The sequence below is a fragment of the Dactylosporangium cerinum genome (assembly GCF_042653625.1).
Lineage (GTDB): Bacteria > Actinomycetota > Actinomycetes > Mycobacteriales > Micromonosporaceae > Dactylosporangium > Dactylosporangium cerinum.
The window spans coordinates 78,803-99,457 of sequence record NZ_JBHSIU010000027.1 but is presented as its reverse complement, the minus strand read 5'-3'; the positions used below and the strand labels follow the sequence as shown (position 1 = coordinate 99,457).

Sequence of the window (20,655 nt, the reverse complement as noted above, 5' to 3'; positions counted from 1 at the left end):
CCTTGCATATGCTGCAAGCACCACCCTCATGCCGCAATCGTCTTGCGCATGATCGAACGTAGCGGGAATCAGCGGCCGAAGCAATCGCGAGAAGGTCGGCGCCCGCCGCAGGCCCTCCCGGGCGGCATCACGACGAGCTGAGCCGGGTGAATGCGGTCCGGTAGGCCGTGGGTGTCACACCGTTGCGTCTCATCAGGTGCTGTCGCAGGGATTCCGCGGTGCCGAGGCCGCTGCGCCGTGCCACCTGTTCGATCGGCAGGTCGGTCGCTTCCAGGAGTTCGCAGGCCCGATCGACGCGCTGGTGCAGGAGCCACTGCAGCGGGCTGAGTCCCGTCTCTTCGCGGAACCGACGGGTCAGGGTTCGAGTGCTGGCACGGGCGTGGGCTGCGAGGTCGGCGAGCGTGAGTGGTTCGCCGAGGCGCTCCAACGCCCACGCCCGGGTCTCGGCCAACCCAGTACCGCTCTCCGGCGGCAACGGCGTCTGGATGAACTGCGCCTGGCCGCCCGGACGCACCGGCGCGACGACGGCGAGTCGGGCCACCGCGTTGGCGGCCACCGCGCCGTAGTCGATGCGGATCATGTGCAGGCACAGGTCGAGTCCTGCGGCGAGTCCGGCCGAGGTGAGGATCGCGCCATCGTCGACGAACAGCACGTCGGGTTGCAGGTCGACAGCGGGGAACCGATCACGCATCTCCTGGGTGAACAGCCAGTACGTGGTCGCCGGGCGCCCGTCGAGCAGCCCGGCCTGAGCGAGGACGAAGGCTCCGGTGCAGATCGAAGCGATCCGCTTTCCCCGGCCGGCCGCGCGACGCAGGGCGTCCAGTACCCGCGGATCGGCCGCCTCGCGGGCTCCGGTCCCGGTGACGATCAGGGTGTCGGCGTCCTCGACGACGTCGAGCCCGTTCGGGATCACGACGGCGAGGCCGTTGTAACCGGGCACCACTCCCGGTTCCGGCGTGCAGACCGTCACCTCGTAACCCGGACGGCCGTCCACGCGCACCGCAGGGAACACAACCTCGGGGATGGCCAGGTCGAACGTGGTAACGGGAGGCACGGCGATGACGGCGATTCGACGCATGGCTCGATCCTTGGGGTATTCGGCATTCGAGCCACTACCCTACGCCCGCCATGACGAGCAGATTGGGGACGAGCCCGCCACCTCGGCGGCTCCGCTTTGGAGGAAGACCATGTCGTTGCACGTGATAACCGGCGCTGGAGGCACTGGAAGCCCCACCGCCCTGCTGCTGGCCGAGGCTGGTGAGAACGTCCGGCTGATCAGCCGCCGAGGCAGCGGGCCGCAGCACCCGCTGATCGAGCGGGTTGCCGCGGACGCCAGCGACGCCGACCGGTTGACGGCGCTGACCCGGGGGGCAGCAAGCTTGATCAACACGGCGATGCCGCCGTACGACCGCTGGCCGGCGGAGTTCCCAACACTCGCCGCGGCGCTGCTCACGGCCGCCGAACGCACCGGCGCCGGCTACGTGATGATGGGCAACACCTACGGCTACGGACAGGTCAACGGGCGCTTCACAGAAGACCTGCCCATGGCGCCCGTCTCGGTGAAGGGCAAGGTACGGGCACAGATGTGGTCGGACGCCCTCGCCTCCCACCAAGCCGGACGGGCACGCGTCACCGAGGTGCGGGCCTCCGCGTTCCTGGGCGCCGGAGCGGGATCACTCTACAACTTCACGGTGCCACCGCTGGTTCTCGCAGGCGAGCCGGCCGCATTCCCCGGCGACCTGGACGTTCCCAAGACGTGGTCCTACCTCGGAGACGTCGCGCGAACCCTGATGGCGGTCACACAGGACGACCGATCCTGGGGGCGGGCCTGGCATGTGCCCTCCACCGCCATGATCTCGGTTCGTGACCTCACCGTTCGCCTGACGGAAATCGCCGGCGCCCCCGCACCTGACCTGCAGCCGATGTCCACCGCAGAACTGGCCGCCATCGGTCAGACCAGTCCCATCATGGCCGAAGTCATCGAAATGATGTACTCACTGGACAACCCGGATCTCCTGGACTCCACCGTGACGGAGCAGACGTTCGGGTTGTCGGCAACCCCGATAGACGACGTCCTCGCCGAGACAGTGAAAGCCTTCTCACCACATGCGTAGCCGGCGTCCGGCGGTAGCGCCATTCGGCGACGTCGTGGCCTGATTTCGGGACAACGACCGCCGACCCGGTCTGCCCGCGATGCCCGTCGCTTCCAAGCTCACCGATCCCGGGAGTCGTGGGTGATTCGACCGTCCAGGACGGTGAGGACCACCCGGTGCTGAAACTGCCGGGCCGTGAAGGGGGTGTTCGACGACCGGCTGAACCCGTCGGCCGGGTCGACGCGCCACGGGGCGCGGCGCACGACGCAGAAGGTGGCCGGGCCGCCGGCCACGATCGGGCGGCCTGCCTGGCCGTCGATGCGGCCGATCTCGGCCGGGCGGGTCGACAGCACGCGTGCGACCGTCGCCCAGTCGACGGTGGTGCCGGACGTGCAGACCTCGGCGGTGACTGCGAGGGCGGTCTCCAGGGCGGTGAGGCCGAACGCGGCGTCCTGCCACGAGCCGGTCTTGGTGCGGGCGGGGTGCGGCGCGTGGTCGGTGGCGACGATGTCGATGGTGCCGTCGAGCAGCGCGGCGCGGACCGCATGGACGTCGTGGGCGGCGCGCAGCGGCGGGTTCACCTTCAGCGCGGGGCCGTGCCGCACCGCATCCGCGTCGGTCAGCACGAGGTGGTGGGGGGTGACCTCGGCGGTCACCGGAAGGCCGGCGCGCCGGGCCGCGCGGACCAGGTCCACGGCGCCGGCGGTGGAGACGTGACAGACGTGCAGGTGACCGCCGGTCGCGGCGGCCAGGGCGAGGTCGCGGCCGATGACGGCCTGCTCGCCCTCGGCCGGCCAGCCGGGCACGCCGAGGGTGGCGGCCACGCGGGCGTTCACCACGCCGTCGCGGACGATCGAGCCGCTCTGGGCGTGCTGCGCGAAGACGGTGCCGTGGCGGGCGGCCGCACGCAGCAGGGCCAGGACGAGGGCGGCGTCGTCGACGCAGCGGCCGTCGTCGGAGAACACGGTGACGCCGGCGTCGGCGAGGCGGTCCACGTCCACCAGGTCGTGGCCGGCGAGGCCGATGGTCGCTGCGGCGACCGGGTGGACCCGGGCCGAGGCCGTGCGGGCCCAGTCGCGCACCCGCTCGACGCGGTCGACGGTGTCGGTGACCGGCGAGGTGTTGGCCATCGCGAAGACGTCGGTGAAGCCGCCTGCGGCCGCCGCCCGGGTGCCCGAGTCGATGGTCTCGGCCTCCTCACCGCCCGGCTGCCGCAGGTGGGTGTGCAGGTCGACCAGGCCGGGCAGGACCACGTCGGTGTCCGGGCCGGGAGCGCCGGCGACGGGTGTGACGGCCTCGATCCGGGCGCCATGGACGTGCACGTCGGCGAGGCCCGGGCGGCCCGCGACGACGACGCCGGCCAGGCGCATTTCACGCGGCGCGGTCACGCGTCGGCGTCCAGGCGGAGCAACGTCTGCAGCACGACCCGCGTGCCGGCGGCGATCTGGGCCGGCGTGGTGTACTCCTGCGGCGCGTGGCTCACGCCGTCCCGGCTGGGCACGAAGACGAGCGCGGCCGGGGTGATCCGGTTGACCTGCTGGGCATCGTGGCTGGCGCCGCTGGGCAGCACCCGGTAGGACAGGCCGAGCGCGGCGCACGAGTCGCGGACACGTCCGGCGAGCGCGGCGGACAGCAGCACCGGAGAGGTGTCGGCCAGCACGTCGACCCGCACGCTCGTGCCGTGTGACCGGGCGATCCGGTCGAACTCGGCGGCCAGCCGCCGGGCCACGTCGCGCTGCCGGACGGTGTCCACGTCGCGGACGTCGACGGAGAAGTCGACCGCGCCGGGGATCGTGGTGATCGAGCCGGGCTCGACCTCGAGCCGCCCGACGGTGACCCGGGTGCCGTGGTGCCGTGCGTCGCGCGCCAGCCGGTCGCCCAGCGTCACGCACTCCGCGGCGACCACGAGCGCGTCGTGGCGCAGGTGCATCGGCGTGCCGCCGGAGTGGGTGGCCCGGCCGTGCACGGCGACCCGCAGCCGGGTGCTGCCGGAGATCAGGTCGACCACGCCGATGTCGGCGTCACGCGACTGCAGGACCTCGCCCTGCTCGATGTGCAGCTCCACGAACGCGTGCCAGTCCTCGGGTTCCCAACGGGCCTCGTCGATGCGGTCCGGGGTCAGCCCGACGGCGGACATTGCCTCGGCCATGGTGCGGCCGTCGCAGTCGGCGAGCCGGTCCAGGTCGGCCCGGACGGTGAGACCGGCGACCATCCGGCTGCCGTTGCAGGCCTGACCGAACCGGGCGCCCTCCTCGGCGGCGAAGGCGACGAAGCGCCACGTCCGCCGGCGCGCCGAAGCCCGGCGGGTCACCACCTCCGCGATCTCCATCGCCGCGGCCACCCCGGCGATCCCGTCGAGCCCGCCGCCGTGCGGGACGGTGTCCAGATGCGAACCCGTGCCGAGGGCGCCGAGGGCGGCGTCCTCGCCGGGCAGTTCGGCAATCGTGTTTCCGGCCGGATCCGTGTGTACGAGCAGGCCCAGGCCGCTCATGTGGGCGGCGAAGACGGCGTGCGCCTCCCGTTCCAGCGGGGTGTACGCGAGCCGGGTGCAGCCCTCGCCGGCCTCGGTCAGCCGCGCGAACCGGTCCAGGTGCGCCGCGATCCGGCCACTGTCCACAGTGTCCAGTGCGGCCGCGTCGAGAGCGGTCGGCGGCGTCATGGCGTGTGGTCCGCCGTCCTGACGCCGTCGCGGGCCGAGCAGACCGCGACGACCCGCCCACCGCCGCCCGCCACCGCGGCGATGAGCGGCTCGAGCGGCCGGTCGGTGGTGATCGCGTCGGCGACGAGGACCACCCGCTCGGCGCTCAGCCCGTCGGACGGGTCGTGGCCGTCCAGCAGCAGCCGGCCCAGGTCGAGGTCCGCCTCCAGGCGGGGGATCCCGAGCTCCCGGGCCACCACGTGGGCGAGCAGCACGTCGAGCGTGGCCGACCAGCTCACCACCGACGTCGGACGGTACTGCGCTGCGACCTCCGCCAGTGCCGCGCCGGCGAGTTCCACATTGGACGGATCGGCCCGGTTGGTCATGGGCATGAGACTCCTCCTGTCACGTACGAGCTGTCAGGCTGGGACAAAGCCGTGCGGGCCGCGGCGCACGAGCGCCATGGCACCGGGCTCCTCGGCGACACCGGCGACACCGGCGACACCGGGCTCCTCGGCGACGACGACGGCAACTGCGGCGATCACCACCCCGTCCGCGCGCAACCGTGGCACCAGGTCCCGAGCCGCCGCCCCGTTCAGTGCGACGACCACCACCCGGTCACCCCGGTCGAGCTCGCCGAGGTCCGGCACGCACGAGCCGCGCTCCGGTTCGCCAGACCCGGCGGGGAGCGCACCAGACCCGGCGGGAGTTGCGACTGTGCCGGGGAACGCGACGAAGGGCAGCCCGGTCCACAGGGACACGGCCGCGCCCAGCGCCGCGGCGCCCGGCCCGCCGGCCGCGATCCGGTCGGCGGTCGCGGGGACATGCCCGGCCAGCCCTTCCGCCAGTCGGCGCAGCAGCGCCGGTCGGGACAGCCACCGGGCCGCCGCGTCCACGGAGCCGGTGCTCGTCGCCCAGAGGTCGGCCGCCAGCTCGGCGGCGAGCTCGGCCGGGGACCGGTCCAGCGCGGCCAGGGTGAACGGGCTCACGACTCGGCCCGGGCCTGGGGCACCCGCGGCGCACGACCGGCGGGCAGGCCGGTCGCCGCGGCGTCGCCGGCGAACAGGTCGGTCAGCTCGGCCACGTCCGGGTCGGTCGCGAACGGCTTGTCGTAGCCCTGTTCCCGGGAGATCCGCTGCGCGGTGTCGAGCACCACCCGGGCCGCGGCCGCACGCTCGGCCGGATCGGCCACCCGCGACCACGCGGCGCAGACGGTCACCGCGGTGCTGACCCGGCCGGACGGTCCACTGTGGACAGGCACGGACACGGCCCACACGCCTTCGTCGAGCTCGTTGTCGCAGACGTCGAACCCGCGCTCGCGGATCAGTGCCAGGTGGTCGATGATCCGGTTCAGCTCGCGCACCGTGCCGGCCGTGAACGACGGTCGCGGAAACGACGAGAGCAGCGCCTCGGCGAGGGCCGGGTCCTGGTAGGCAAGGATCGCCCGGGCCGAGGCCGCGGCGTGCAGCGGGACCTCCTGGCCGAGGCGGACGAACAGGCGCAACGGCCGTTTCGTGCCGGCGATGGAGACGGCCACGACCCGCCCGTCGATGAGCTGGGTGAGGATGACGCTCTCGCCGAGCAGCCGCTCCGCCTCCAGCAACGCCGCCGGCGGCTGAATCAGGAACGGCTCGTAGTCGTCGCTGTGGCCGAGCTTGACCGCGTTGGCGCCGAGCACGTACCGCTTCGTGGTCGGCGACCGGCTGACGAAGCCTTCGTGCTCCAGGGTGCCCAGCAGCCGGTGCATGCTTCCGACCGGGATCTCCAGCTGCTGGTGCAGCTGCTGCAGTGTCAGTCCCTGCCGGTAGCTCGAGAGGTGATTGAGCACGGCAAGCGCACGCACGACGACATGCATCGGCTTCTCCTCGCCAGTCTTGCCCATCAGCCGTTCCCCATCCCTCGTGTCGCGCATGTTTCCGCCACACGAAATCGTTGTTTCCGCGAGGTCCGAAGTATTGAAGCCACTGTACTGGCTTGTCAATGGCCCCTCTTGACAGCCGCGCGGGACGTTCCAATACTTGCCCGATCAAAGCTGGAAATGCAGTTTCCGCCAGACGGAAACAGAGTTTGAGGAGGTCCGGCTTGGTTGGCACAGTCACCGCCCAACCCACTGCCGAACCCACCGCCGCGCGACTGGCGGCGGTGGCGCTGCTCGCCGGCCGGAAGCTCGGCGGTGCCCTGCTCGTGATCTGGGGCGTGGTCACCTTCACCTTCCTCGTCGTGCGGGTCGTCGCACCCGACCCGATCGGCCTGCTCGTCCCGCCCGGGGCCGGCACCGAGGTCCGCGACGCGGTGCGCACCGAGCTCGGGCTGGACGGCTCGATCGTCAGCCAGTACGGCATCTACCTCGGCCACCTCGCCCGCGGCGACCTGGGCACCTCGTTCGGCACCAACCAGCCCGTCAGCAGCGACCTGCTCGACCGGTTCCCGGCCACGCTGGAGCTGGCCGTGCCGGCCCTGATCATCGGCGTCGTGCTCGGCACCGGCCTGGGCATCGTCGCCGCACTGCGCCGAGGCCGGCTCGCCGACCACGCCGTCCGCGTCGTCACCGTGGCCGCCCTGGCCATGCCGCCGTTCTGGCTCGGCCTGATGCTGCTCTCGCTGTTCTTCGTCAGCCTCGGGATCCTGCCCGGCCCGATCGGGCGGCTTCCCGCCGGCGTCGACCCGCCGCCGACCGTGACCGGCTCCTACGTGCTCGACGCGCTCCTGGCCGGCGACACGCAGACGGCCGGCCTCGCGGCGGCCCAGCTGGTGCTGCCGGTGGCCGTGCTGGCCTGCGGGATCTTCGCACCGATCACGCGGGTGGCCCGCTCCGGCATGGTGGAGGCGCTGCGCAGCGACTACGTGCGCACCGCCACCGCGTACGGGTTCCCGCACCGCCGGGTGCTGACCGCTCACGCCCTGCGCAACGCGCTCCTGCCGGTGATCACCATGATCGCCAACGGCGTCGCGTTCGCGTTCACCGGCGCCGTGCTGGTCGAGGGCGTCTTCGGCTGGCCGGGCATCGGGCAGTACGCCCTGGTCGCCGTGCAGCAGTCCGACTTCCCGGCCCTGCAGGGTTTCGTGCTCTACGCCGCGGTCGTCTACGTCGTGCTCTACGCGTTGGTCGACCTCGCCTACGCCGCCGCCGACCCGAGGACGCGCTCATGAGCGCCGCACCGAGCCGCTGGTGGCGGCACCATCCGATGTCCGCCCGGCTGGGTGCGGCGCTGATGCTGCTGCTGCTCGTCGCCGCGCTCGTCGGCCGGCTGTGGACGCCGTACGACCCGAACACCCCCGGCGTCGGGGACCCGTTCGTGGCACCCGGTGCCCGGCACTGGTTCGGCACCGACCAGGCCGGCGCCGACGTGTTCTCGATGACCCTGGCCGCGACCGCGACCGACGTCTGGCTGACCGTGGTCGCGGTGGCCCTCGCCTTCGCCCTCGGCGGCGTGCTCGGCGCCGTCGCCGGGTACTGGGGTGGCTGGACCGACTGGCTCATCATGCGCGTCACCGAGGTCCTGCAGTCGTTCCCGGCCCTCCTGCTGGCCATGCTCCTGGTCGCGGCCCTGGGCAACGGACTGGTCAACGTCATCGTCGTGGTGGCCTTCGTGGGCCTGCCCGGCTACCTGCGGCTGATCCGCGCCGAGGTGAAGGCCCGGCGCGGCTGGGAGTTCGCCGACGCCGCGATCCTCGCCGGCAACAGCGGCGCCGGCGTGCTCGCCCGGCATCTCGTCCCCAACAGCCTCACCCCGCTGGTGTCCTACGCCGCCGTCAACGCCGCCTGGGTCGCGATCGTCGTGTCCAGCCTCGGCTTCATCGGCGTCGGCATCGAGCCCGGCAGCCCGGAATGGGGCTCGATGATCGCCGGCGGCCGCGACTTCCCCGACGAGTACTGGATCTCGCTCTTCCCCGGCCTCGGCATCCTGCTCCTGTCGACCGCCTTCTACCTGCTGGGCGACGGCATCGTCGATCGGGACGAGCGATGAGCGCGGCGCTGCTCGAGGTGCGCGGGCTCACCGGGGTGTTCCGCACCCCGGCGGGCGACACCCCCGTCCTGCACGACGTGTCGTTCGACCTGCCGGCCGGCGGCATCACCGCCGTCGTCGGCGAGACCGGCAGCGGCAAGTCGCTGACCGCACTGTCCATCCTCGGCCTGCAGCCGCCCGGCCTGGTCACCGAAGGCTCGATCCGCTTCGACGGCCGGGAGCTGATGGGTCTGGACGAGGCCGGCTACCGCGCCCTGCGCGGGTCGCAGATCGCGATGGTCTTCCAGGACGCCCGTGCGTCGCTCAACCCGGTGCTCACCGTCGGGCGGCAGCTGTGCGACGTGGCGCGGCTGCACCGCGGGCTCTCCCGCCGGGACGCGGCCGCGCTGGTGGAGCAGACCCTGGCCCGGGTCGCGATCCCCGAGCCCCGCCGCCGGATGGCCCAGTATCCGCACGAGTTCTCCGGCGGCATGGCGCAGCGCGTGATGATCGTCATGGCCCTGCTGTGCGAGCCGCGGCTGCTGCTGCTCGACGAGCCGACCACCGGCCTGGACGTCACCACGCAGGCCGACGTCATGGAGCTCATCGTGGCGCTGACCGAGGAGGCCGGCCTCACCACCTGCCTGGTCACCCACGACCTCGGCCTCGTCGGCGAGGCCTGCGACCGGGTGGTGGTGATGCGGCGCGGGCGCGTGGTCGAGCAGGCCGACGCGGCCACCTTCTTCTCCGCCCCGGCCACCGACTACGCGCGGGCCCTGCTCGCGGCCAACCGGGACACGGAATCGGAGGGAATGGCATGACCGATCCGTTGCGGCCACTGCTGAGCGTCACCGGGCTGCGCACCGAGTTCACCGTGCGCAGCCGGGGGTCCCGGCGCACCCTGCGCGCCGTCGACGGGGTCGACCTGGAGCTGCACGCCGGCCGGACGTCGGCCGTGGTCGGCGAGAGCGGCTCGGGCAAGTCGACCCTGGCCCGGTCCATCCTGCGGCTGGTCGAGCCGACCGCCGGCACCGTCCTGGTCGACGGCCGCCCGCTGTCGGCGTTCCGCCGCCGACGCGACATCTACAAGGACATCCAGATGGTGTTCCAGGACCCGCGCTCCTCACTGGACCCGCGCCAGCGCGTCCGCGAGATCCTGGACGAGCCGATGCGGCTGCACCTGCGCCGCTCCCCCGCCGACCGGGCCCGCCGCATCCGGGAGCTGCTCGCGGCGGTGGAGCTGGACGAGGCGATCCTCGAACGGCGGCCGGCCGCGCTCTCCGGCGGCCAGCGCCAACGCGTCGGCATCGCCCGGGCGCTCGCGGTCGAGCCGAAGGTCGTCATCCTCGACGAGCCGACCGCGTCGCTGGACGCCTCCACCCGCGGCGTGGTGCTCGACCTGCTGGCCCGGCTGCAGCGCGAGAACGACCTCGCCTACCTGCTCATCTCGCACGACCTGCACACCGTGCGTCGGATCGCGCACACCGTGGCCGTGATGTACCTCGGCAGGGTGATCGAGACCGGCCCGGTCGCGGAGGTGCTCCGGCATCCGGCACACCCGTACACGCAGGCCCTCATCGACGCTGCGCCCGTTGCGGCGCACGGCGGGCACCACCGCACCATCCGCCTCACCGGCGAGATTCCGAGCCCCTTCGACCGCAACCCGGGCTGCGTGCTCGCGTCGCGCTGCCCGCTCGCCGAGGCGAGCTGTACCACGCGGCAACCCTCCCTGGTCGAGTTCCGGCCCGACCACCTCGCCGCATGTCCGGTGACGCACCGGCAACCGCGATGACGATCCCGGTACCCCTCACTGAGAAGAGGATCGATACCATGACCCGTTCCCGCTTACGCCGCCCCCTGGCGTACGCGCTCGTGCTCGTCCCCCTGCTGACCGCGTGCTCCGGCAAGACGGACACGCCGAGCGCCGCGCCGACCGGCCTGGTGGCCGCCTGGCCCAGCGACGTGTCCACGATGGACCCCGGTGACACCCGGACCGACCAGGACAAAGAGCTGGCCATGAACGTCTACCAGAACCTGGTCGGCTACCAGCTCGACGCCGACGGCGACCACGCCGTGTCACACGGCCTCACCTCGACGCCCGCGGTGGCCGCGTCGTGGACGTTCGCCGCCGACACGATCACCTTCACGCTGCGCCCGGGCCTGAAGTTCCACCCGAGCGGCAACCCGCTGACGGCCAAGGACGTGGTCTGGTCGCTGCAGCGCGCACTCAAGCTCAACGGTGCCGTCGAGCTCAACAACAGCGGCGTGTTCAAGCCGGAGCAGATCACCGCGCCGGACGACGCGCACGTCGCGATCCGCTACACCGACAGCGCCGGCGCGCCCGTCAAGGCCAGCGACGTCAACCTGGCCACGCTGCGCACCTGCTGGTACGGGATCGTGGACTCGGCCGTCGCCAAGAGCCACGCCACCGCGGACGACCCGATCGCCAAGGAGTGGCTCAAGAACAACACCGCCGGCAGCGGCCCGTACTTCGTGAAGAGCCGCCAGGTCGGCCAGACCATCAACCTGGCCGCCGTGCCCGGCAACGACATCAACAAGGCGGCGTTCGAGACGGTGACGCTGCGGGTGGTGAGCGACGGCAACGTGGCGACGCTGCTCAAGGGCAAGAGCGTCAACGTGGCGCTGTACGGGCTCAGCCCCCACGACACCAACTCACTGAAGGCCGACGCGTTCCGGGTCGCGCACGCAGCCACGTCCAGCTATGTCTACCTGCAGCTGGCCTCCGACACCGGGCCGTTCGCCGACCAGCGCGTCCGGCAGGCGGTGGCGCACGCCCTGCCCTACGACGGCATCATCAAGAACGTCTACTTCGGACAGGCCACCCGCGCCGACTCCTACGTGGCGGCGGCCGCCCCGGGCTACGACCCGGCCTGGAAGTCCTACGGGGACAAGGCTGCGGCCACCGCCCTGATGGCACAGGCGGGCAACCCGAAGATCGGCACGAAGCTGCGGTACCCCAGCGAGGACCCCACCTACGCCACCGAAGCCCAGCTGATCAAGGAGGCCCTCAAGCCGCTGGGCATCGAGGTGACGCTTGAGCCGCAGACGTCGGCGGCCATGTTCAAGCTCATCATCGGCCGCGCGACCAGCAAGTCGCCCGGCGCGCCCGACGACGGCATGGTGCTGTTCAGCCTGTCGACGTACGTCGAGGACGCGAAGACCCCGGTCAAGCTGTGGAGCGTCACCGGCGGCGTGGTCAACTTCGCCCGTACCGGCATCGCCGAGGTCGACACGCTGCAGGCGCGGCACGCGATGGCGCCCCCGAGCGACGAGCGGGTCCAGGCGTACAAACGGATCCAGCAGCTCGCCGCGCAGGACGCCGGCTTCCTGCCGCTGGTGCTCACCGGCCGGACCATGGTCAGCGCCACCGGGGTGACCGGCCTGGCCTTCACACCCGAGCCAGTGATCCTCTACTGGGCGTTGCGGCCCACGACGTGACCTCCACCGAACTGTGGCGTAGGTCGGCGCGAGCACTCGCGTCGGCCTACGCCGAGGGGTCGACGACCCCGGCCGAGGTGGTCGGGTCCGTCATCGAGCACGCGGCCCGCGTCGACGGGCGCCTCAACGTCTTCGCCCACCGTGCGTTCGACGCCGCCCGCGCGCAGGCCGAACAGAGCACCCTGCGGTGGCGCCGCGGCGAGCCGCTGAGCCCGTACGACGGGGTACCGCTGACGGTCAAGGACAACATCCCGGTCGCGGGCATGCCGTGCGAGTGGGGCAGCCGGGTGTTCGAGGGCCGGGTCGCGCCGCGCGACGAGCTGTGCGTGGCCCGGCTGCGCGAACGCGGCTGGGTCGTCCTCGGCAAGACCAACGTCTCGGAGTTCACCCTCGGCCGCGGCAACGTCAGCACGCGACTGCACGGCACCACCCGCAACCCGTGGGATCCGGCGCTGACGACCGGCGCGTCCACCGGCGGCGGCGCGGCCGCGGTCGCGTCCGGCGTGGGCCCGGTCGCGCTGGGCACCGACGGCGGCGGGTCGATCCGCTGGCCGGCCGGCTACTGCGGGCTGGTCGGCCTCAAGCCCTCGGTCGGCCGGGTGCCGCGGGTGGACGGGCTGCCCGTCGTCCTGCACGACTTCGAGGTGGCGGCGCCGCTGGCGCGCAGCGTGGCCGACGTCGAGGCGCTGCTGGACGCGATCGCCGGACCGGATCCGCGCGACCGCGCCTCGCACCTGACGCCCGCGGCCGCCGGGCCGGACCGATCGCTGCGGATCCGGTACGTGCCGCAGTTCGGCGAGCACCCGGTGGACCCGGAGATCACCGCCTCGGTCGGCGTCGTGGCCGACCGGCTGCGCGCCCTCGGGCACCAGGTCGACGCCGGCCCGGCCCCGCACGACGTGGCGACCTTCGACGCCCACTGGCCCACCGTCGGCACCGCGGGGCTGGCCTGGCTGCTGCGCGGCCACGACGGCTGGCGCGACATCGTCGCCGACATATACCCGCCGATGGTCGCCCACGGCGAGTCGCTGAGCGCCGTCGACTACGTGGCCGCGCTCACCGCCTTCCGCGGGCTGTACCTCGAGCTCGCCGACTGTTTCCGCACCACCGACCTGCTGCTGACCCCGGTCGCCGGCGCGATGCCCTGGCCTGCCGACCGGCTCGCCCCGCCGCACCAGCGGGTGTTCACCGGCATCGCCAACGCGACCGGCGTCCCGGCGATCAGCCTGCCCGGCCCCCCGTCGCCGGCCGGGCTGCCGATCGGGTTCCAGCTCATCGCCGCGTTCGGCGCCGACCGGCTGCTGCTGCGCCTCGCCGCGCAGTACGAGCAGGCCTACCCGTGGGCCGACCGCCGACCCGTCCCGCCACCGAAGGACACACCATGACCGTAGTGATCGACTCATTCGACACCGCCGGACCCGGCGACGTCGACGGCCTCACCGCCGCGCTGCACCGCCACGAGGCGGCCACCATCCGCCGGCTGGCCCTCGTGGTCAAAACCGAGGGCAGCGCGCAGATCGACGACTTCTCCCGTGAGTACGCCGCCTACCAGGCTCGCGAGGTGGTGACCCGGCACGGCGGGACCGCCCTGCTGGACCGGACCGTCTTCCTGCACTCGACCGGCTGCGAGGGGGCGATGACACCGTTCGGCTACCTCATGGCCGACCTCGAACCGGGCCCCGCGCTTGTCGATGAGCCCGCCGGTCCGGCGCTGGCCCTCGGCGTCGGGCGCAGCCGGCCGATCCCGGGCCCGCTGATCGGCACCGTGGCCCATGCCGAGCTCGTCGAGCAGGCCGTCCGGGATGCGATGGCCGACGCCGGGCTCACCGCCGACGCGGTCGAACTGGCCGTGGTGAAGACACCGCTGGTCAGTCACGACCCGCCCGCCCCGGACGCACCACCGGCCCGGGTCACCTCGGCCTACGCCAAGGCTGTCGGCGCGCTCGGGTCGGCCGTCGCGCTCGGGGAGGTCGCCCGCGAGCGGGTCGTGCCAGCCGCGTTCGGCGCCGAGCTCGACCTGTACTCCCGCCGCACCATGGTCTTCTCCAGCTCCGAGGCGGCCGCCGTGGAGGTGCTGGTGCTCGGCAACCGGGCCGGCGCCACCGGATCGCTGCGCATCGCCTCCGGCCTGCTCGCCGACGTCCTCGACGCCGACGGCGTCCGCCGGGTCCTCGCCGCCGCCGGCGCCGAGCTCGCCGGCGGCCGGGTGGCCGATCCGAGCCGGGTCGCGGCCCTGCTGGTCAAGGCCGGCTACCGGCACGACGGGGCGCTGCGCGGCGCCCGCACCACCGTGCACACCAGCCGCATCGACGCCGACACCCACACCCGGGCGACGATGAGCGGCGTCGCCGGATCGGTGCTCGGCACCGGCCGCATGTTCATCTCGGCCAACTCGGTCCACCAGGCGCCCGACGGCGGCGGCCTCTGCGTCGCGATCGTCGGCCCCGCAGCGCCCGAAGGAGCCTGAACATTCCCATGTTGCCTCTCGTCACCGACGCACAGGCCCGCGATGCCGTCTCCGCCCAGGACGCCATCGACATCGTCGAGCAGACCTACGGCGACCTCGGGTCGGCGCGGGCGTCGCTCAGCGATCCCGAGCTGATGCGCCTGGACCACGACGCGTGGGGCTTCGCGCTGAAGGGGGCCGTCCTGGACCGGTACGGGACCGCCGGTGTCCGGGTGATCCCATCACACTTGGGCGGCGGCAACGGCTGGTGCCTGCTGCTGGACACCGCGTCCGGCCGGCCCCTCGCCCGGGTCGAGGAGACCTGGCTGCACCGGCTGCGGACCGCGGCCTCGGCGGTGGTCACCGCGCGGCTGCTGGCCCGCCCGGACAGCCGGGTGCTCACGCTCGTGGGCACCGGCCGCATCGCCGACCTCGTGCCCCCCGCGTGCGCGGCCGGCTTCGCCGTCGAGGAGATCCGAGTGGTCGGCCGCCGGGCCGACGCGGCCGCCGACTTCGCCGCCCGGCATTGCGCCGACGGCGTCAAGGTCGCGGCCTACGACAGCGTCGACGAGGCCGCCGACGGCGCCGACGTGATCATCGCGGTGACCTCCGCCACCGAACCCGTGATCCACGCCGGGCACCTGGAGCCGCGCCGCGCCGTCATCGGTCTCGGCGGCGGAGCCGAGATCGCCGCCGGGGTGCTGCTGGCGTCCGACCGGTTCTACGTCGACGAGCTCGGATTCGCCCGCACGGTGGGGTCGGTGGCCGGTTGGCTCAGGACCGGCCTCGCCCCGGCCGAGCTGCGCGCCCGGCTCACCGGCACCCTGTCCGCCGTCGTCAACGGCGAGGTGCCGGGCCGCACCACCCCGGACGAACGCATCCTCGCCGTGGTGCAGGGCGTGGCCGCCTGCGACGTGGCCCTCGCCTGCCTGGTCGTGCAACGCCTCGGCCTCGCCTGAGCTGACCGTTGACGTGATTGCCGGCCGGAGCTGGCGTGTCGCAGGACATGGGTACGGCCACCCGTGATCCTTCGGAGTGCTGAAGCTTCGAGGGAGGGTGGCCGTGGCCCTGCTCCGCCGGGGTTGCGTGCGGTGCCGGTGCCGGGCCCGCCCCGGCGATCGAGTCCACGGCGACGGTGAGGTCGGTCGGCGCCCGGCGTCTGGACATGATGCACTCCTACGGGTGGCTGGGGTGTTCGTGGTCGGTGTGGCCGGCCGGCTCCAGCTGGAACGTCGAGTGGGCCACGTCGAAGTGCCCGGCCACGCACGCCTGGAGGGCATCGAGCAGCTGCGGGGCGCGCCCGTCCTGGAAGCACTCGTCGCGCACGACGACGTGCGCGGTCAGCACCGGCAGGCCGGACGTGACGGCGTGCACGTGCAGGTCGTGCACGTCCAGCACGTGTTCGAGGTCGGTGATGTGCCTACGGATCCGGTCCAGGTCGATGCCGGCCGGGGTCGCTTCGAGCAGGACGTTGACCGCCTCGCGCAGCAGGCGGACCGCTCGCGGCGCGATGATGAGACCGATCAGCACCGACACGATCGCGTCGGCACGGGTGAAATCGGTCGCCGCGATCACCCCGGCCGCGACGAGGACACCGACGGAGGTGGCGGCGTCGGTGGCGACCTCGAGAAACGCGCCGCGCATGTTGAGGCTGGCGTTGCGGGCCCGCCACAGCAGCGCGACGCCCACGAGGTTGCCGGCCAGGCCGATGACCCCGAACAGAGCCATCCCGCCCGGCTCGACCTCGGACGGCTCGATCAACCGCCGGACGCCCTCAACGAACACGTAGACGCTCATACCGGCGAGCACCAGGCCGTTGACGGCTGCGGCGAGGATCTCCGCCCGCGCCCAGCCGAACGTGCGCCGATCCGTCGCAGGCCGGGCGGCGAGCACCGTCGCACCGAGGGCGAGGGCCACCCCGCCGGCGTCGGCGAGGACGTGACCAGCGTCAGCGAACAGGGCGAGACTGCCGGTGACGAGTGCTCCGACGACCTCGACGGCGAAGATCGCCACCGACACGGCGAGGGCCCCGGCGAGCGCTGCACGGTGCCGGCCGGTCGCCGTCACGTCGTGGTCGTGTCCGTGGCCCATCAGGGCACCATCGCAAATCTCATGTTCACATGCGCATACTAATATGTGTTGGCGACGACGCGTCAAGGGGTGTCCGGGCCACCACCTGCCTCCCTGTCTACTATGTTGCTTCGTACTTGTGGCCCCGGCAGCGATCGAGTTGCGGGCCTCGGGAACTTTTGCGTCGTGGTGAACGACTATGTGGCGTAGGAGTCAGGCCAGAGGAAGGAACGGGTGCGGTGAGGTCAGCAGTGCCGGCGGGACGGCGGTTCCGATGGAGCGCGGGCGCCGCGCTGACGGTCGTCAGCATCGTCACGGCCCTGGCCGCCACGGCGGCACCGGCCTGGGCGCACAACGCGCTGCGCAGCAGCAACCCGGCCGAGGGCGCGAGCCTCCCCACCAGCCCCACGGCCATCACAGCGTGACGCTCGGGAACCGGCGTGCGACCGTCGCCACGCTGGTCGTCGTCGGGGTCGCCGCGGCGGCGGGCGCGGTGTATGCCGGTGGCGGCACCGACACCACGGCACTGCCGGGATTGACGGTGGCCGGGCCCGTGACCGCATGGGGACTGCCGATCGCCCGGGTGCTGGCCGATGTGAGCGCGGCGGCAACGCTCGGGCTGCTCGTCGCCGCCGCCTGCCTCGTGCCGGTCGAACGCGAAAGGGCACGTCTTTCACTCTCCGCCACCGGATTCCATGCGACCCGGCTGGCGTCCCTCGCCGCAGCCGGATGGCTGGTAGCGGTCGCCGCCCTCGCCGTGTTCACCGTGTCGGACCTCCTGGCCACCCCGGCTGCCGACGTCCTGCGCGGGCGGGCGACCGTGAGCTTCCTGTTCGACCTGGTGCAGGGCCGGGCCCTGCTCGTGTGCGCGACCGCGGCCCTCGCCATCGCGGTCGTGGCACGGTTCGCCCTCGAGGTGCGCACGGTCGTCCCTCTCGCGGCGGTGGCGGTGGCCGGGCTGGCCGCGCCGGCGTTCGCCGGGCACGCCGCCTCGTCCGGCAACCACCAGCTCGCCGTGTCGTCGCTGGTCCTGCACAGCGTCGCCGCGGCCGCCTGGCTCGGCGGACTCACCGCGCTGCTCCTCCTGCATCATCGCGGCACCGCCGACCGGCACCGGGCCGTGCGCCGCTTCTCGGTCCTCGCCACCTGGTGCCTGCCGCTCGTCGTCGCCGCCGGAACCCTCAACGCCACGACCCGCCTGCAACACCCGGCCGAGCTGTGGAGCAGCACGTACGGACGACTCATCACCGTCAAGATCGCCGCCGTGGCGGTGGTCGCAGTGCTCGCCGCGTGGCACCGGCGGGTCAGCATCCCGGCCCTGGCCGACGGCAGGCCCGGTGTGTTCCGGCGGATCGCCGTCGTCGAGGTGGCCGTCCTCGCCGCGGCGTCCGGGCTCGCCGTCGCGCTGTCGCGCACGCCACCACCCACCGGTGACAGCGGCGAGGAGACCCTCGCCCAGACCCTGCTCGGCTTCCCGATGCCCGACCCGCTGTCCGCCGGCCGGCTGCTGACGCAGTGGCTCGTCGAACCCCTGGCGATGACCGTCGCGTTCATCGCGATCGGCAGCTACCTCGCCGGCTGGTGGCGGCTCCGGCGGCGCGGCATCGCCTGGCCCGTGCACCGCCTGGTCGTGTGGACGGCTGGCTGGACGGTCGTGGTCCTCGTCACCAGCTCCGGCCTGGCCCGCTACGCGCCGGTGCTGTTCAGCGCGCACATGGTGGTGCACATGGCGTTGAGCATGCTCGCCCCGATCCTGCTCGTCCTCGGCGCACCGGTCACCCTCGCGCTGCGCGCCCTGCGTCCCACCCGCTCATCGGACTGGCCGGGGCCGCGGGAATGGCTGACCGCCGCCCTGCACAGCCGCCCCGCCGCCCTGTTCGGCCATCCGCTCGTCGCGCTCGCGGTCTACGTCAGCAGCCTCTACGGGCTGTACTTCACCGGCCTGTTCGAGCTCGCGCTGCGCTCCCACGCCGCGCACCTGGCGATGCAGGCACACTTCCTCGCCGCCGGGTACCTGTTCTTCCACGCCCTGATCGGCGTCGACCCCGGCCGGCGGCCCGCGCCGTATCCGCTGCGGATGCTGCTGCTGTTCGCGGCGATGGCCCTGCACGCCATCTTCGGCCTCGCCGTCCAGCAGTCCACGACGGTGCTCGCCGCCGACTGGTACACCGCCCTCGCCCGGCCGTGGGGTGCGTCGCCGCTCGACGATCAACGGCTCGGCGGCGGCATCGCGTGGTCGTTCGGGGAACTGCCGACCGCTCTTGTCGCGATCATCCTGCTCACCCAGTGGTGGCGCGCCGACCAGCGCGAGGCACGACGGGTCGACCGGGCCATCGACCGCGCCGAGGCCGACGGCGAAGACCACGCGCTCGCCGCCTACAACCGACAGCTGGCCGCCTGGGCCGCCGAAGCACGCCGTACCACCGAAGACGCCACCGACGAGGGAGCCTCCCGCCGATGACCAAGAAGGCCAAGCCCCGCACCACGCGGCAGACGTTCACCGCCCCGCCCCGACGGGCCAGCTCAACCCGCCAGCCGGCCCGCAAGTGGTGGCAGAGCGGCAACCTGATGCTGACCGTCACCCTCGTGGTCGCCGCCGTGATCACCGTCGGCGCGTTCCTGGTCCTCGACGACACCGGCAGCGAAGCCGAGCCGGTCACCGGCGCGGCCGACCCGCGCCTCGTGCGCGAGGACAGTCACCGCCTCGACGTGGCTGGCGACGGCAAGGTCACCCTGGTCGAGTTCCTGGACTTCGAATGCGAGTCCTGTGGCGCCGCGTACCCGTCGGTCGAGCGGCTCCGCAAGGAGTACGCCGGGAAGATCACCTACGTGGTGCGGTACTTCCCGCTGCCGAACCACACCAACGCCCAGAACGCCGCCCAGGCGGCCGAGGCCGCGGCGAAACAGGACAAGTTCGAGGCCATGTACACCAGACTCTTCGACACCCAGAAGGAGTGGGGCGAGGCACGCACGTCACACGCGGCGACGTTCGAGGGCTTCGCCGAACAGCTCGGCCTCGACATGACCCGCTACCGGGCCGACGTCACCGCCCAGGCCACGGTCGAGCGCGTCAACCGGGACAAGGCCGACGGCACCGACCTCGGCGTCCAGGGCACCCCGACGTTCTTCCTCAACGGCAAACGGCTCCAGGTCTCCCCCACGTACACCAACCTCAAGAAGGCCGTCGACGACGCCCTCGCGGCCGGCAGCTGATGCCCGTCCGCAGGCTCGGGTGGCTGCTCACCGTCGCGGGCGCGCTCGGGCTGGTCGCCGCGTTCGTGCTGACCGTCGAGAAGATCCGGCTGCTGCAGGACCCGGCGTACCGGCCGACGTGCAGCATCAACCCGATCCTGTCCTGCGGCTCGATCATGGCCAGCGACCAGGCAGAGGTGTTCGGGTTCCCGAACCCGCTGCTCGGCCTGGTCGGGTTCACCGTCGTCGTCACCACCGGCGTCGCCGTGCTCGCCGGCGCCGTGCTGCCCCGCTGGTGGTGGCTCGGGCTGCAAGCGGGTGCGGTCCTCGGCGTGGTGTTCGTGCACTGGTTGTTCGTGCAGAGCGTGTACCGCATCGGCGCCCTGTGCCCGTACTGCATGGCCGTCTGGGTCGTCACCATCGTCATCTTCTGGTACGTGACCCTGCACAACCTCCGCGGGCGGCCTTTCCTCGACGCGGTCGCGCGGTACCACAGCACGATCCTCACCGGCTGGCTCCTCGTCCTGGTCGCATTGATCGGCGTGGAGTTCTGGGAGTTCTGGAGAACCTTGCGATGAGCCGGCGGACACTCCTCGCCGCGGTCATGCTCGGCGCGCTCACCGTCCTCGCGCTGCCGGCCGTGCCCGCAGGCGCGCACGCGACGCCTCGACGAACTACTAGGCATGATAGTAGTATTCACAGCGAGTCGGGGACTCTGGTGTGGGTCGCTGTTAACCCGGCTTGACGTGGCGCGAGTTCTGTCTCGCTCAGGGGCTCGCGCCGCGTGACAGCGATCACCGCGAGCATTGC

20 protein-coding genes are annotated in these 20,655 nt (G+C 72.6%); 13 read left to right on the top strand and 7 right to left on the bottom strand.

The window, feature by feature from the left end; translation table 11 throughout:
• Positions 1 to 127: 127 nt before the first annotated feature.
• Positions 128 to 1,078 carry a GlxA family transcriptional regulator gene (locus ACFPIJ_RS22680; protein ID WP_380117177.1) on the bottom strand — a complete coding sequence of 317 codons (951 nt, stop codon included), beginning with the start codon at positions 1,076 to 1,078 and terminating at the stop codon, positions 128 to 130.
• Between the two features lie 109 nt (positions 1,079 to 1,187).
• On the opposite strand from ACFPIJ_RS22680, the gene ACFPIJ_RS22675 reads away from it, so the two are divergent.
• Entirely contained in the window at positions 1,188 to 2,114 is a 927-nt protein-coding gene (locus ACFPIJ_RS22675; protein ID WP_380117176.1) for an NAD-dependent epimerase/dehydratase family protein, read from the top strand.
• A gap of 98 nt (positions 2,115 to 2,212) precedes the next feature.
• Here ACFPIJ_RS22675 and ACFPIJ_RS22670 read toward each other — a convergent pair whose 3' ends face one another.
• The 5 genes from ACFPIJ_RS22670 to ACFPIJ_RS22650 are packed head-to-tail and all read right to left on the bottom strand — an operon-like array spanning position 2,213 to position 6,613.
• A complete protein-coding gene (locus tag ACFPIJ_RS22670; RefSeq protein ID WP_380117175.1) occupies positions 2,213 to 3,481 on the bottom strand; it encodes a dihydroorotase in 1,269 nt (422 codons plus the stop codon).
• Positions 3,478 to 4,752, bottom strand: coding sequence for a Zn-dependent hydrolase (locus ACFPIJ_RS22665; RefSeq protein ID WP_380117174.1), 1,275 nt, complete (start codon positions 4,750 to 4,752; stop codon positions 3,478 to 3,480). The genes ACFPIJ_RS22670 and ACFPIJ_RS22665 overlap by 4 nt, the downstream gene beginning before the upstream one ends.
• Entirely contained in the window at positions 4,749 to 5,123 is a 375-nt protein-coding gene (locus tag ACFPIJ_RS22660; RefSeq protein ID WP_380117173.1) for a hypothetical protein, read from the bottom strand. The genes ACFPIJ_RS22665 and ACFPIJ_RS22660 overlap by 4 nt, the downstream gene beginning before the upstream one ends.
• Positions 5,124 to 5,150: 27 nt before the next feature.
• Complete coding sequence (locus ACFPIJ_RS22655; RefSeq protein WP_380117172.1) at positions 5,151 to 5,720, bottom strand: hypothetical protein; 570 nt, start codon at positions 5,718 to 5,720, stop codon at positions 5,151 to 5,153.
• Positions 5,717 to 6,613, bottom strand: a complete 897-nt coding sequence (locus tag ACFPIJ_RS22650; RefSeq protein WP_380117171.1) for an IclR family transcriptional regulator — start codon at positions 6,611 to 6,613, stop codon at positions 5,717 to 5,719. Before ACFPIJ_RS22650 ends, ACFPIJ_RS22655 begins: the two co-directional genes overlap by 4 nt.
• A 200-nt stretch (positions 6,614 to 6,813) precedes the next feature.
• Here ACFPIJ_RS22650 and ACFPIJ_RS22645 point away from each other — a divergent pair, with 200 nt between their 5' ends.
• From ACFPIJ_RS22645 to ACFPIJ_RS22610, 8 genes are read left to right on the top strand one after another with little or no spacing between them, the layout of a single operon-like run.
• Positions 6,814 to 7,881 carry an ABC transporter permease gene (locus ACFPIJ_RS22645; RefSeq protein ID WP_380117170.1) on the top strand — a complete coding sequence of 356 codons (1,068 nt, stop codon included), beginning with the start codon at positions 6,814 to 6,816 and terminating at the stop codon, positions 7,879 to 7,881.
• Positions 7,878 to 8,699 carry an ABC transporter permease gene (locus tag ACFPIJ_RS22640; protein ID WP_380117169.1) on the top strand — a complete coding sequence of 274 codons (822 nt, stop codon included), beginning with the start codon at positions 7,878 to 7,880 and terminating at the stop codon, positions 8,697 to 8,699. The genes ACFPIJ_RS22645 and ACFPIJ_RS22640 overlap by 4 nt, the downstream gene beginning before the upstream one ends.
• Complete coding sequence (locus ACFPIJ_RS22635) at positions 8,696 to 9,499, top strand: ABC transporter ATP-binding protein (protein WP_380117168.1); 804 nt, start codon at positions 8,696 to 8,698, stop codon at positions 9,497 to 9,499. The genes ACFPIJ_RS22640 and ACFPIJ_RS22635 overlap by 4 nt, the downstream gene beginning before the upstream one ends.
• Positions 9,496 to 10,470: an oligopeptide/dipeptide ABC transporter ATP-binding protein gene (locus ACFPIJ_RS22630; RefSeq protein WP_380117167.1), complete on the top strand. Its 975-nt coding sequence runs from the start codon at positions 9,496 to 9,498 to the stop codon at positions 10,468 to 10,470. The genes ACFPIJ_RS22635 and ACFPIJ_RS22630 overlap by 4 nt, the downstream gene beginning before the upstream one ends.
• A 38-nt stretch (positions 10,471 to 10,508) precedes the next feature.
• A complete protein-coding gene (locus ACFPIJ_RS22625) occupies positions 10,509 to 12,137 on the top strand; it encodes an ABC transporter substrate-binding protein (RefSeq protein WP_380117166.1) in 1,629 nt (542 codons plus the stop codon).
• Entirely contained in the window at positions 12,134 to 13,522 is a 1,389-nt protein-coding gene (locus tag ACFPIJ_RS22620; protein ID WP_380117165.1) for an amidase, read from the top strand. The genes ACFPIJ_RS22625 and ACFPIJ_RS22620 overlap by 4 nt, the downstream gene beginning before the upstream one ends.
• Positions 13,519 to 14,604, top strand: coding sequence for a ring-opening amidohydrolase (locus ACFPIJ_RS22615; protein WP_380117164.1), 1,086 nt, complete (start codon positions 13,519 to 13,521; stop codon positions 14,602 to 14,604). Before ACFPIJ_RS22620 ends, ACFPIJ_RS22615 begins: the two co-directional genes overlap by 4 nt.
• A gap of 8 nt (positions 14,605 to 14,612) precedes the next feature.
• Complete coding sequence (locus ACFPIJ_RS22610; RefSeq protein WP_380117163.1) at positions 14,613 to 15,542, top strand: hypothetical protein; 930 nt, start codon at positions 14,613 to 14,615, stop codon at positions 15,540 to 15,542.
• Positions 15,543 to 15,759: 217 nt separating this feature from the next.
• Here ACFPIJ_RS22610 and ACFPIJ_RS22605 read toward each other — a convergent pair whose 3' ends face one another.
• Positions 15,760 to 16,674, bottom strand: coding sequence for a cation diffusion facilitator family transporter (locus ACFPIJ_RS22605; RefSeq protein ID WP_380117162.1), 915 nt, complete (start codon positions 16,672 to 16,674; stop codon positions 15,760 to 15,762).
• A gap of 218 nt (positions 16,675 to 16,892) precedes the next feature.
• On the opposite strand from ACFPIJ_RS22605, the gene ACFPIJ_RS22600 reads away from it, so the two are divergent.
• The 4 genes from ACFPIJ_RS22600 to ACFPIJ_RS22585 all read left to right on the top strand — a co-directional run bounded on the left by ACFPIJ_RS22600 (position 16,893) and on the right by ACFPIJ_RS22585 (position 20,423).
• Positions 16,893 to 17,078 (top strand): hypothetical protein, encoded by a 186-nt coding sequence (locus ACFPIJ_RS22600; RefSeq protein WP_380117161.1) that lies wholly within the window; start codon positions 16,893 to 16,895, stop codon positions 17,076 to 17,078.
• Complete coding sequence (locus ACFPIJ_RS22595; RefSeq protein WP_380117160.1) at positions 17,075 to 19,114, top strand: bifunctional copper resistance protein CopD/cytochrome c oxidase assembly protein; 2,040 nt, start codon at positions 17,075 to 17,077, stop codon at positions 19,112 to 19,114. Before ACFPIJ_RS22600 ends, ACFPIJ_RS22595 begins: the two co-directional genes overlap by 4 nt.
• 107 nt (positions 19,115 to 19,221) lie before the next feature.
• Entirely contained in the window at positions 19,222 to 19,866 is a 645-nt protein-coding gene (locus ACFPIJ_RS22590; protein ID WP_380117207.1) for a DsbA family protein, read from the top strand.
• On the top strand, positions 19,866 to 20,423 hold the full coding sequence (locus ACFPIJ_RS22585) for a vitamin K epoxide reductase family protein (RefSeq protein ID WP_380117159.1): 558 nt from the start codon (positions 19,866 to 19,868) through the stop codon (positions 20,421 to 20,423). Before ACFPIJ_RS22590 ends, ACFPIJ_RS22585 begins: the two co-directional genes overlap by 1 nt.
• Positions 20,424 to 20,655 lie beyond the last annotated feature (232 nt).